Source organism: Sphingomonas palmae (assembly GCF_900109565.1).
Classification (GTDB): Bacteria; Pseudomonadota; Alphaproteobacteria; order Sphingomonadales; family Sphingomonadaceae; genus Sphingomonas; species Sphingomonas palmae.
The window spans coordinates 635,206-646,685 of the sequence record NZ_FNZZ01000002.1 but is presented as its reverse complement, the minus strand read 5'-3'; the positions used below and the strand labels follow the sequence as shown (position 1 = coordinate 646,685).

General features: G+C 71.6%; 14 protein-coding genes. All 14 read left to right on the top strand.

Annotated features, from left to right (window positions below; all coding sequences use genetic code 11):
* Window positions 1-26: 26 nt before the first annotated feature.
* The 14 genes from BMW51_RS07595 (at window position 27) to BMW51_RS07530 (ending at window position 11,401) form a co-directional block, all read left to right on the top strand.
* Window positions 27-1,055 carry a phage major capsid protein gene (locus tag BMW51_RS07595; protein WP_177171571.1) on the top strand — a complete coding sequence of 343 codons (1,029 nt, stop codon included), beginning with the start codon at window positions 27-29 and terminating at the stop codon, window positions 1,053-1,055.
* A 114-nt stretch (window positions 1,056-1,169) separates the two neighbouring features.
* Complete coding sequence (locus BMW51_RS07590) at window positions 1,170-1,712, top strand: head-tail connector protein (protein ID WP_093004947.1); 543 nt, start codon at window positions 1,170-1,172, stop codon at window positions 1,710-1,712.
* Window positions 1,709-1,927: a hypothetical protein gene (locus BMW51_RS07585; protein WP_093004945.1), complete on the top strand. Its 219-nt coding sequence runs from the start codon at window positions 1,709-1,711 to the stop codon at window positions 1,925-1,927. Before BMW51_RS07590 ends, BMW51_RS07585 begins: the two co-directional genes overlap by 4 nt.
* A 12-nt stretch (window positions 1,928-1,939) precedes the next feature.
* A complete protein-coding gene (gene gp17 / locus BMW51_RS07580) occupies window positions 1,940-2,335 on the top strand; it encodes a tail completion protein gp17 (RefSeq protein WP_245708332.1) in 396 nt (131 codons plus the stop codon).
* A gap of 135 nt (window positions 2,336-2,470) precedes the next feature.
* On the top strand, window positions 2,471-2,878 hold the full coding sequence (locus BMW51_RS07575) for a phage major tail protein, TP901-1 family (RefSeq protein WP_093004943.1): 408 nt from the start codon (window positions 2,471-2,473) through the stop codon (window positions 2,876-2,878).
* Window positions 2,879-2,907: 29 nt separating this feature from the next.
* On the top strand, window positions 2,908-3,201 hold the full coding sequence (locus BMW51_RS07570; RefSeq protein WP_093004941.1) for a gene transfer agent family protein: 294 nt from the start codon (window positions 2,908-2,910) through the stop codon (window positions 3,199-3,201).
* Entirely contained in the window at window positions 3,201-3,395 is a 195-nt protein-coding gene (locus BMW51_RS07565) for a phage tail assembly chaperone (RefSeq protein ID WP_093004939.1), read from the top strand. The genes BMW51_RS07570 and BMW51_RS07565 overlap by 1 nt, the downstream gene beginning before the upstream one ends.
* Window positions 3,388-3,957: a tail tape measure protein gene (locus tag BMW51_RS07560; RefSeq protein ID WP_093004937.1), complete on the top strand. Its 570-nt coding sequence runs from the start codon at window positions 3,388-3,390 to the stop codon at window positions 3,955-3,957. Before BMW51_RS07565 ends, BMW51_RS07560 begins: the two co-directional genes overlap by 8 nt.
* 61 nt (window positions 3,958-4,018) lie before the next feature.
* Window positions 4,019-6,286 (top strand): DUF2460 domain-containing protein, encoded by a 2,268-nt coding sequence (locus BMW51_RS07555; RefSeq protein ID WP_245708331.1) that lies wholly within the window; start codon window positions 4,019-4,021, stop codon window positions 6,284-6,286.
* Complete coding sequence (locus BMW51_RS07550) at window positions 6,283-7,086, top strand: DUF2163 domain-containing protein (protein WP_093004933.1); 804 nt, start codon at window positions 6,283-6,285, stop codon at window positions 7,084-7,086. The genes BMW51_RS07555 and BMW51_RS07550 overlap by 4 nt, the downstream gene beginning before the upstream one ends.
* Entirely contained in the window at window positions 7,083-7,481 is a 399-nt protein-coding gene (locus tag BMW51_RS07545) for a hypothetical protein (RefSeq protein WP_093004931.1), read from the top strand. The genes BMW51_RS07550 and BMW51_RS07545 overlap by 4 nt, the downstream gene beginning before the upstream one ends.
* A gap of 40 nt (window positions 7,482-7,521) precedes the next feature.
* Window positions 7,522-9,666 (top strand): GTA baseplate fiber-binding domain-containing protein, encoded by a 2,145-nt coding sequence (locus tag BMW51_RS07540; RefSeq protein ID WP_093004929.1) that lies wholly within the window; start codon window positions 7,522-7,524, stop codon window positions 9,664-9,666.
* Entirely contained in the window at window positions 9,663-10,160 is a 498-nt protein-coding gene (locus BMW51_RS07535; RefSeq protein ID WP_093004927.1) for a DUF2793 domain-containing protein, read from the top strand. The genes BMW51_RS07540 and BMW51_RS07535 overlap by 4 nt, the downstream gene beginning before the upstream one ends.
* Before the next feature lie 113 nt (window positions 10,161-10,273).
* On the top strand, window positions 10,274-11,401 hold the full coding sequence (locus tag BMW51_RS07530) for an OmpA family protein (protein WP_093004925.1): 1,128 nt from the start codon (window positions 10,274-10,276) through the stop codon (window positions 11,399-11,401).
* Window positions 11,402-11,480: the final 79 nt, after the last annotated feature.

Sequence of the window (11,480 nt, the reverse complement as noted above, 5' to 3'; positions counted from 1 at the left end):
GGGTCTTTTCGTGTGGGAGAATGTGCATGAACGACGTGGTGGTGCGCCCGGTGCTGGACGGTGCGCGTGAAGTGGCGGGTGCGTTTGACGGCTTCGTGCGGTCGGGCGCGGGCTTCGACGGCTTCGTCCGGTCGGGAGCGATGATCGAGACCAAGGCATTCACCGGGATAACGGGCGATGCCGGCGGCTACGCGATCCCGAAGGAGATCGACGCGGTGATCGACGCGACGCTGAAGAGCGCCAGCCCGATCCGCAGCATCGCCAGCGTGGTGCAGGTGGGGTCGGCCGGGTATCGCAAGCTGGTGACGACGGGGGGCACGCCGTCGGGCTGGGCGGCGGAAACCGATGCGCGGCCGGTGACGGCGACGCCCGTCTTCGCCGAGATCGCGCCGCCGATGGGCGAGCTGTTCGCCAATCCGTCGGCTAGCCAGGCGATGCTGGACGACGCATTGTTCGACGTCGAAGGCTGGCTGGCGGGCGAGATCGCGGCGGAGTTCGCCAAGGCGGAAGGCGCCGCGTTCGTGAACGGCAACGGCGTCAACCGCCCGCGCGGGTTCCTGCAAGCTGCGACGAGCAATGCGGGCGACGCGACGCGCGCCTTCGGAACGCTGCAATATATGGCGAGCGGGGCGGCGGGCGATTTCGGCAGCGGCGCGCCCGAGCGGTTGATCGACCTGGTGCAGTCGCTCCGTGCGCCCTACCGGCAGGGTGCGTGCTGGGTGATGAACGCGTCGACCGCGGCGCGCATCCGCAAGTTCAAGACCGCCGACGGGCAGTTCCTGTGGCAGCCGAGCCTGACGAGCGGGCAGCCGGCGACGCTGCTCGGTTACGCGGTGGTCGAGGCGGAGGACATGCCCGACATCGCGGCGAACAGCCTGTCGATCGCGTTCGGCAACTTCAAGGCGGGGTATCTGATCGCGGAACGCAGCGAAACCAACGTGCTGCGCGATCCCTATTCGAACAAGCCGTTCGTGACCTTTTACGCGACCAAGCGCGTCGGCGGGTGCGTGTCGAACAGCGAGGCGATCAAGCTGATGAAGTTCGCTGCAGCGTAAGTGCGGGCACCCCTGGATTGCCGAGGCAATCCAGGGAGATGCCGCGGCGGGCAGCGGTGGCGGCACCGCCGCCTCCGTCTGACGGCGTGGCGGAAGAGAGCACGGGGTGCGCAAATGACGGTGACGAACGGGCCCGGCGCAGTGGCGCTGGGCGGGGAGGATCGTGCGTCGGCGGTGGCGGCGATCAAGGCGCAGCTGCGCGTGGCGAGCGGCGACGAGGACGCGCTGATCGCGGGCTATGCGGAGGCGGCGCTGGGCGTGGCGGAGCAGTTCCTGGCGCAGGTGCTGATCGCGCGCGAGGCGTCGGTGGTGTTGGTGGAAGCAGGTGCGGCGTGGCAGCTGCTGCCGGTCGCGCCGGTGTCGGCGATCACGGCGGTGGTGGCGGCGGGGACGGCGCTGCCGATCGCGGATTACGCGGTCGACGTGGATGCCGAGGCGCGCGGCTGGGTGCGCACGGCGCGGCGGGCGAGCGTGACGGTGCGTGCGGGGCTGGCGAGCGACTGGGCGGGGCTGCCCGCCGCGGTTCGGCAAGGCGTGGTGATGCTGGCGGCGCACCTGTTCGAGCATCGCGGCGGCGAGGCGTCGGTGCCCGCGGCGGTGACCGCGCTGTGGCGGCCGTTCCGCCGGCTGGCGCTGACCCGCGCGGTGCATGCGTGAGCGGCGGGTTCGAGCAGCAACTGCAGCGCGTCGCGGAGCGGCGTGCGGCACGCGCGGTCGCGGGCGTGATCGCGCGGCTGGCGACGCGGTTGCGCGACGTGCCGGGCGTGGTGGTCGCGGCGGAGGACGGTCGCGTGGGTGTGAGCGCGCCTGCCTTGCACGCGCGGCGCGTCGAGGAGGCGGTGCTGCGCGATGTCGCAGGCTGGCTGTGGTGAGGGGAGGCGCGGATGGGTGAGGGGGTGAGCGCCGCGGCGGCCGTGCGCGCGGGCGTGCTGGCGCGACTGCGCGGCGTCGGCGGCGTCAATGGCGTGTGGGAGGGGGCGGGGGTGAGCGCGGCGGCGCCGTTCGTGCTGCTGGGCGACGTGGTGGCGAGCGACTGGAGCACCAAGGACGCGGCGGGGCGCGAGCTGCGCGTCGCGGTGACGGTGCGCGACCGTGGGGACTCGCCGGTGCGCGCGGGCGAACTCGCGGCGGCGGTCGAGGCGGCGGTGGCGGGGCTGCCGCGCGCGCTGGATGGGTGGCGGGTGGCGAGCGTGGTGCTGCTTAGGTCGAGCGTGGTCGCGAGCGGCAAGGGTGCGTGGGCGGCGATGGTGAATCACCGCGTGCGGGTGTTGGCGGAATGATGGGTGGGGTGGGGAGTGCTTGGGGGAGTGTCGCGGATGCGAAGTGCTTCCGGGCGGCCCCTCACCCTTCCGCACCTTCGGTGCTCCCTCCCTCTCCCCTTTGGGGAGAGGGGTTTTTGGTCAGGAGAAAATCACATGGCGGTGGAGAAGGGGTCGGCGTTTCTCTTGAAGGTCGGCGATGGCGGCAGTCCGGTGGCGTATCGGACGGTGGCGGGGCTGCGGACGACGCAGGTGTCGGTGAACGGCGAGGCGGTCGCGGTGACGAGCAAGGATTCGGGCGGGTGGCGCGAATTGCTGTCGGGCGCGGGTGTCAGGCACGTCAGCGTGTCGGGGGCGGGCGTGTTCACGGGGTCGGACGCGGAGTTGCGCGTGAAGGCGAGCGCGCTGGCGGGCACGATCGACGATTACCGGCTGACGTTCGAGAGCGGCGAGGCGATGACGGGGCGGTTCCTGGTCACTCGGCTCGACTATGCCGGGGATTACAACGGCGAGCGTAGTTACACGCTGTCGCTGGAGAGCTCGGGTCCGGTGGTGAGTTCGTGAGCGGGGCGGATACAGCGCCTGCTAATCCCATGAGGGGCGAGGCGGCGTTGCGCGTCGGTGGCGCGGCGATCACGCTGCGGCCGACGTTCGCGCGGCTGGTAGCGGCGGAGGGCGAGCTGGGGTCGCTGTTCGCGCTGGTGGAGCGCGCGGCGGACGGGCGCATCACGCTGGCTGAGATGGTGGCGCTGTTCTGGCATTGCCGCCACGATGCGCCGGAAAGCGTCACGCGCGAGCGGTTGGGCGAGGCGGTGGCGGAGGCCGGGCTGGCGGCGGTGACGCCGGTGCTCAAGCTGCTGCTGCGGCAGGTGCTGGCGGGGCGGTGATGGGCGATTTCGCGCGGGCCGCGCGGCGGCTGGCGGGGATGACGGGTGTTGCCTGGGGCTGGTCGCCCGACGCGTTCTGGCGCGCGACGCCCGACGAGGTCGCGGCGATGTTCGAAGCCATGATGGGCGAGCAGGCCGAGCCGGCGGACGGCGGCGTGCTGGCGCGGTTGCGGGAGCGATATCCGGATGGATGAGGAAATCGAGCGGCTGGTGATCGGCGTGCGCGCCGACACCGCGGGGTTCGCGCGCGACGTGGGCGAGATGCGCCAGGCGTTGGACGGCCCGTTCGTGGCGGGTGCCGACCGCGCCGGGCGTGCGGTCGAGACGGCGCTGGCGCGCGCGGTCAGGACGGGGAAGCTTGGGTTCGACGACCTGCGCGGGGTCGCGCTGTCGGCACTGTCGGAGATTGCGCAGGCGGCGGTGACGGCGGGGATCGGCAGCCTGGGCGTGGGCGCGAAGGGGGCGGCGGGTAGCGGATTGCTGACCGGATTGCTCGGGCTGCTGGGCTTGCCCGGACGGGCGACGGGCGGGCCGGTGTCGCCGGGGCGGGCGTATATGGTCGGCGAGCGTGGACCCGAAGTGTTCGTGCCGACGGCGAGCGGGCAGGTGGTGGCGAACGGCGCGGGCGGCGGGGCGCGGGAAGTGCGGGTGGCGATTACGCTCAACGCGCCGGCGGGTGCCGCGCCCGAGGCGATGGCGCGGTCGAGCCGGCAGGTGGCGCGCGCGGTGCGGCGGGCGCTGGAAGAGGCGGGCTAGGCGGGGTCCGTCTGGGGTCCGGGTTGCGGCCTGGTTGATGACAGCAACGAGGGAGGGGCGGGTGACGACAGGGTTTCACCTCCATGCCGCACGCGGGGGACAGGCGACGGGGTTGGTGTCGCGGTTCGATCCGGTGTTCTGGACGGTCAACTTTCCGCGGCCGATGATGGCGGCGGTGACGACGACCGCGGCGGACGCGCTGAGGGTCGATGCGGTATTCTATCGGCGCGACGATCTGGCGGGATTGATCTGGGATAGCGTCGATCGGCACGACCACGCGCTGCTGGGGTATGAGACGCGGCGCGACTATCGCGATTGCCGGCTGTCGTTCCGGTGGCGATCGTCGGGGGTGCTGCCGCTCGACGCGGTGAACGGCCCGGTGCTGACGATCGAGGGGCGCGACGCGGATGGCGCGCCGCGCAACTGGTACGTGCGGCTGTGGAACTATGCGCACGGCACCCCCGAGGACGCGGCGGTGGCGATCGATTTTGCGAGGCTGGACGGCGGGTTCCTGCTGCCGGGCGAGCGCGATCCGGTGTGGGCGGGCGATGTCGATCGCATGTTCGTGTCGCTGGTGGCGCCGGGCTACGACGCGGGCGGGGGTGCGCTGGCGGTGCCGGTCGAGGGCTGGGTCGAGCTGACGGGGATCGCGTGCGAGGGCGCGGGCAGCGTGATCGAGATCGGCGACGCGGTGGTGCCCGAACACGGGCTGCGCGTGTGCAGCGGTTACGACGACAGCTACCATTTGACGCCGGCGCGGCTGCTGAGGAACGCGTTGCAGCTCGGCTACCGCGGCGCGATCACGCATTATGTCGGCATGAGCCATTATTTCCGGCTCGAAGACGGCGTGGTGACGCTGAAAGGCGGTGCGCTGAACGGGGCGTGCGCGGCGTGGCATGCCGATTTCGCGCGGCGGGCGACGGTGCTCGGCTACGACGTGATCTGGTCGCTGAGCTATGAACTGTTCGACGCGCATGCACCCGAAGCGTGGAAGCAGCGCGCGGCGGATGGCAGCCCTGCGCTGACGGGATGGGTTCCGCCCTCGACCTTGCTGTCGCCGGCGTGCGGTGAGGCGATGGCGTATCTGCACGCGGTCGCGCGTGCGTTCGTCGACCTAGGCGTGGCGGCGGGGTTGGCGCCGAAGTTCCAGGTCGGTGAGCCGTGGTGGTGGACGATGCCCGACGGGCGACCGTGCCTGTACGACGCGCATGCGGTCGCGGCGTTGTCGCCGGTCGCGGTGCCGAGCGTGCGGGGCATGCTAGACGCGGAGCAATGCGCGACGCTCGACCGCGCGGGCGCGCTGCTGGCAGCGTCGACCGCCGCGCTGACCGATGCGGTGCGCGAGGCGCATTCGGGGTGCGAGACGTATCTGCTCGTCTATCTGCCGACCGTGCTCGATCGCGCGGCGCCCGAGGCGAGGCGGATGAACATGCCGCTCGGCTGGGCGAGCCCGGCGTTCGATGTGCTGCAGCTGGAGGATTACGACTGGGTGACCGCGGGCGACACCGCGTCGAGCGCGGCGGGTGTCGCGGCGGCGATTGCGCGGCTGGGCTATGCGCCCGCGCGGCAGGAGTATTTCTCGGGCTTCGTGCTGCGACCGGACGAGCGCGCGCAGTGGCAGGCGATCGTCGCCGCGGCAGACGTGGCGCGCGCGCGCGGGGTGCGCGCGGCGTACCTGTGGGCGCTGCCGCAGGTGATGCGCGACGGGCTGATCGTGTGGAACATCGAAGGGGAGGACGACATGCAGGCGTTCGACGACGTGGCGTTCCCGCTGGCGCTGGGGCGCGAGGCGGAGGTGTCGCCGACGTTCGCGACCGACGTGGTCGAGGGCGCGGGCGGATACGAGATGCGCAGCGCGCGCTGGGACGGGGCGCGGACGCGCTACGATGTCGGACCCGGCGTCAGGAGCGAGGCGGACGTGGCGGCGCTGCTCGACTTTTTTCGCGCGCGTCGCGGGCCGGCGCGCGGGTTCCGGCTGCGCGATCCGTTCGACCATGCGGGCGAGGACGTGCAGATCGGTGTCGGCGACGGGGTGCAGCGTAGCTTCGCGCTGGTGAAGCGCTACGGCGACTCCGGGCGGCGGGTGACGCGACCGGTGGCGGGCAGCGTGTCGGTGACGGTGGACGGGCGCGCGACGCAGCGCTTCTCGGTCGGGGAGGGCGGCGTGGTGACGCTCGATGAGGCGCCGGCTGCGGGCACACGCGTGGCGGCGTCGTTCATGTTCGACGTCGCGGTGCGCTTCGCCGAGGACCGGTTGAGCGTCTCGCGCGCGACCTATCTGGCGGGCGAGGCGGCATCGGTGCCGCTGATCGAGGTGCGCGAGGCATGAGCGACCGGTTGAGCACGCTGGCTTTGTGCTGGCTGGTCGAGCGGCGCGACGGCGTGACGCTGGCGTTGACCGATCACGATCGCGACTTGGTGCGGGGCGGGGTCACGTACCGCGCCGCACCGGGCATGGTGCCGTCGGCGGTGGTGCGCGCCGAAGGGCTCGACGCCGACACGATGGAGGCGCGCGGTGCGCTGAACGCCGCGGCGATCTCGGCACGCGACCTGGATGCGGGGCGCTGGGACGGCGCGCGCGTGGCGATGAGCGCGGTCGACTGGAGCGATGCGGGCGCGGTGCCGATTGCGCTGTGCGACGGAACGATCGGCGAGGTCGAGGTGCGCGACGGCGCGTTCTCGGCCGAGTTGCGCGGAGCGGCGGCGCGGCTGGAGCGCGCGGTGACCGAGGCGACCTCGCCCGAATGTCGCGCCGAGCTGGGCGACCGACGCTGCCGCGTCGCGATGGCGGGACGGCGGCGATTCGCGCGCGTGGTCGCGAGTGCGGGCGCGGTGCTGACGCTCGACGCCGTCGAGCCGAGTGCGGGGGCGTACGGCGACGGGCGCGTGCGCTGGCTGGGCGGCGCGAACTGCGGTGTGGAGAGCGCGGTGCTCGACTCAGACGGCGCGCGCGTGACGCTGCGCGCGGCGCCGCCGTTCGCGATTCGGCCGGGCATGCTGGTCGAGCTGATCGAGGGGTGCGACAAGCGCATGGCGACCTGCGCGGGCAGGTTCGGCAATGCGGTGAACTTCCGCGGCGAGCCGTATCTGCCGGGCATCGACCTGCTGACGCGCTATCCGGGCGCGTGAGCGTGGTGGGTGAGCGCGTCGCGGCGGCGGCGCGGGCGCTGGTGGGTGCGCGCTTTCGCCTGCACGGGCGCGATCCGGCGCTGGGGCTGGACTGCGTCGGTGTCGCGGTAGCGGCGCTGCGGGGCGGCGGGGTCAACGTGGCCGTGCGGGATGATTACCCACTCAGGACGGCGCGGTGGCGGGCGGGCGACGTGCCGGACGGGCTGGTGCGCTGCGCCGGCGATCGCCCGGGCGACGTGCTGCTGCTGCGCGTCGCGGCCACGCAAGTGCACGTGGCGGTGCGTACCGCGGGCGGGATCGTCCACGCCGATGCGGGGCTCAGGCGCGTGGTGGAGCGGCCGGGTGTGCCCGAGTGGCCGATCGTCGCGGCGTGGCGGGCGGGCGAGTGCGACTGAGCGGAAGGCTCGAACAAACGAGATAGTGAAGGGGAGCATCATGGCGACGTTGGTGCTGACGACGGTCGGTGGCGCGATCGGCGGGCCGGTGGGGGCGGCGCTGGGTGCGGTGCTGGGACAGCGCGTCGACCGTGCGCTGCTCGCACCCAGGGGGCGCGAGGGGCCGCGGCTGAGCGAGCTGAAGGTACAGACATCGAGCTATGGCACGCAGGTGCCGAAGATCTTCGGCCGGATCAGGGTGGCGGGATGCGTGATCTGGGCGACCGACCTGATCGAGCAGCGCGGCACGACGAGCGGCGGCAAGGGGCAGGGAAGCGTGATGCGCTACAGCTACGCGGCGTCGTTCGCGGTTGCGCTGTCGGCGCGTCCAATCACGGGCGTCGGGCGGATTTGGGCCGACGGCAAGCTGCTGCGTGGTGCCGCGGGCGACTGGAAAACGAAGACAGACTTTCGGCTCTACTTGGGCGACGAGGAGCAGTTGCCCGATCCGCTGATCGCGAGCGCGGTCGGTGGCGGCGTCGCGCCGGCGCATCGCGGTGTCGCCTACGCGGTGTTCGAGCTGCTGCAGTTGGCGGACTTCGGCAATCGCATTCCGTCGCTGACCTTCGAGGTGATCGCGGACGAGGGTCCGGTTCGCGTCGGCGACGTGGCGCGGGCGATCGGGGAGGGCGCGGTGGTCGGCGACGGGCCGGACACGCCGATCCACGGCTTCGCGGCGAGCGGGGACACGATCGCGGGGGCGGCGGAGGTGCTGGCGCAGCTGAGCGGCGGCTGGTTCTCTTGCAGGGAGGGTGGCGTCGCGCTCGCCAACCGCGTGGCCGATCCGGTCGGCGTGGATGCGCGCGTGGTGACGCGGACGCGGGCGCCGGTCGAACGGGCGCCGGCGCGGGTCGAGGTGTCGCACTACGACCCGGCACGCGATTACCAGATTGGCGTGCAGCGCGCGGTGCGCGGTGGCAGCGGCGGCGTCGAGCAGGTGCCGCTGGCGGCGGCGCTGCCGGCCGACGCGGCGAAGGGACTGGCGCTGTCGACGCTGCTCACGCGTGAACGGATGCGCGAGACGCGTCAAATCGTGTCGGACGCGCGCGCGGTTGCAGTGGCGCCGGGCGACGCGGTGCGTGTCGGCGACGAGTCCGCGGTCTGGCGCGTGGTGCGCAGCAGCGTCGAGGCAATGCGCGTGACGGTCGACCTCGTCCCGCTGGGGCACGCTCCCGATGAGCGGGTGGCCGAGGCGGGGGTGGTGAACGCCAGCCCCGACGTGGCGATCGGGCGCACGGTGATCGCGGCGTTCGAGCTTTACCCGAGCGGCGAGGAGGCATGGGCGACCCCGCGGCTCGCAATCGCGGCGGCGGGTGACGGGCCGGGATGGCGACAGGCGACGGTCGAGATCAGCCGCGACGACGGCGCGACGTGGCAGATGCTTGGCGCGACCGCGGCGCCCGCGATCATGGGTACGGTGGCGGCGCCGGTCGGTCGTGCGAGCGCGACGATGATCGACCGCGCGAATGTGATCGACGTGGACCTGCTGCACGACGGCATGACGCTGAGCCACGCGGACGATGCGCAGCGTGACCGGGGCGCGAACCTCGCCCTGCTCGGCGACGAGCTGATCCAGTTCGCGCGCGCGGAGCAGGTCGCGCCGGCCCGGTGGCGGCTGTCGCTGCTGTCGCGCGGGCTGAACGGCAGCGCGGTGGACGTGCACGACGCGGGCACCCGCTTCGTGCTGCTGGAGCGCGACTCGCTGCTGGTCGCGGGCGAGGGTGCGGTGCGACTCGGCGACCGCATCCGCGTGAGCGCCTCGGAAATCGGCGACGATGCCGGTCATGGCGAGGCAGTGGGGGCGGGTTCGGAAACTTTTCTCGACGGGCGATCGGTCGCGCCGCTCGCTCCCGTTCACCTGCGCTGGAACCCGTCGGCAGACGGCGGCGCACGCGTGACCTGGGTTCGTCGCAGCCGGCTGGGGTGGCGCTGGGGAGAGACCGAGGCGCCGGTCGGCGAGGAAGGCGAACGCTACCGCGTCACCGTGTCGAGCGTGCTCGGCGAGCGGGTGGAGATGCTCGTCGACCCGGCGATCACGATCACGGCGGCGGAGGTCGCGAGCGGGGGCGTGCGGGTCGCCGTGGTGCAGGTCGGAACGGTCGCGTCGTCGCGCGCCGCGGTCATCGAACAAGGGAACCAATCATGAGTGAGGATCAAACGCCGCGGCTTGGCTTGCCACTGTTGCATATTGGCCAAGCCGGCAAGGAATGGACGCACAATGAAGCACTTGCGCGGCTCGACATCGTCGTCGCGGGCATGGTCGAGGACATCGGCGTCGACGTGCCGCCGGCCGATCCGAAGCCCGGGCAATGCTGGATCGTCGGCGCGCAGCCGGGCGGCGAATGGGTCGGCCAGGCGGGTGCGATCGCCGGCTGGACCGATGGCGGGTGGCGCTTCGTAGTGCCCACACCGGGCCTCTCGCTATGGTGCGCGGCGCGCGCGCGACGCGTCACCTTCCACGACGCATGGGAGGACGGTGTGGTCCGCGCGGCGCGGGTGATCGTCGACGGCGTGCCGGTGATCGGCGCACGCCAGCCCGCGATTTCGAGCCCCGCGGGCGGAGCGACGATCGATGCCGAGGCGCGCGACACGGTCGCCGCGGTGCTCGCCGCAATGCGCGCGCACGGGCTGATCGCCTGATCCAAAGTGTGTCGTTCCTGCCACAGTCAGCTATTTTGATCGCTTGTGTGGAAACCAACGCTCGGATAGTGGGTTTGCGCTGTCCGTAGTGACACCAAGGAAAGGGGAATAGTATGCGGAAGCTTGCCATGACTGTGGCGCTCGCTTCGACCGCGCTCGCCTCGCCCGCACTGGCCCGCGACAAGGCGTGGTATGTGGGCGTTGAGGGCGGTGCGATGATCGTCGAAGACATCGACTACAACGTGAACGGCGCGGCCACCAATCTGACCGGCCAGACCACCATCGACCACAATTACGGTTACGACGTCGACGGCGTGATCGGCTACGATTTCGGCGCGTTCCGCCTCGAAACCGAAGTTGGCTATCGCTCGGCAACCGTTGACGGCATTCGCTCGTCCGGCAACCGCATTCCGGTTGGTCCGGCAACGGGTCAGTCGGTTCCGGCTGGCAGCTATGATTATGCAGGCGGCCGCAGCTCGGCGCTCAGCTTCATGGTCAACGGCTTGCTGGACTTCGGTCCGGACGACGGCCTGCAGGGCTTCGTCGGCGGCGGTGCCGGTGTGGCGCGCGTGAAGGGCAAGTACGCCCTGACCCGCAGCTACCGTCTGGTCGACGATTCGGACACGGTGTTCGCATGGCAGGCGCTCGCGGGTATCCGCGCGCCGTTGAGCGAGAACGTCGACGTGTCGTTGAAGTACCGCTTCTTCAACGCCGACAGCGTCAACCTGGTTGATGCGCGCGGCAGCGGCTACGACGGCCGGTTCCGTTCGCACAGCATCCTGGGCGGCGTGACTTACAACTTCGGTGAGCCGGCTGCTCCGCCGCCGCCGCCGCCCCCGCCGCCGCCGCCCCCGCCCGAGCCGGCTCCGCCGCCTCCGCCGGAAGTGGTGTGCTCGCCGGGTCCGTTCATCGTGTTCTTCGAGTGGGACAAGTCGGACGTCACCCCGGAAGCAGCGTCGATCCTCGACAACGCGGTCACCCAGTACCAGAACTGCAGCAACGCGCAGGTCATGCTGGCCGGTTACACCGATACGTCGGGTTCCTCGCAGTACAACGTCGGTCTGTCGCAGCGCCGCGCGGACTCGGTGAAGGCTTACCTCGCGTCGAAGGGTATTCCGGACGGTGTGATGACCACGGAAGCGTTCGGCGAAACCCGCCTGCGCGTCCAGACCGCCGACGGTGTGCGCGAAGTGCAGAACCGTCGCGTGGAGATCACCTACGGTCCGGGTTCGGGCCAGTAAGTCGATCGTCACTGACGTACGAAAAGAAGGGAGGTCGGCACACCGCCGGCCTCCCTTTTTCGTTGTGGCTGAGGCAGGT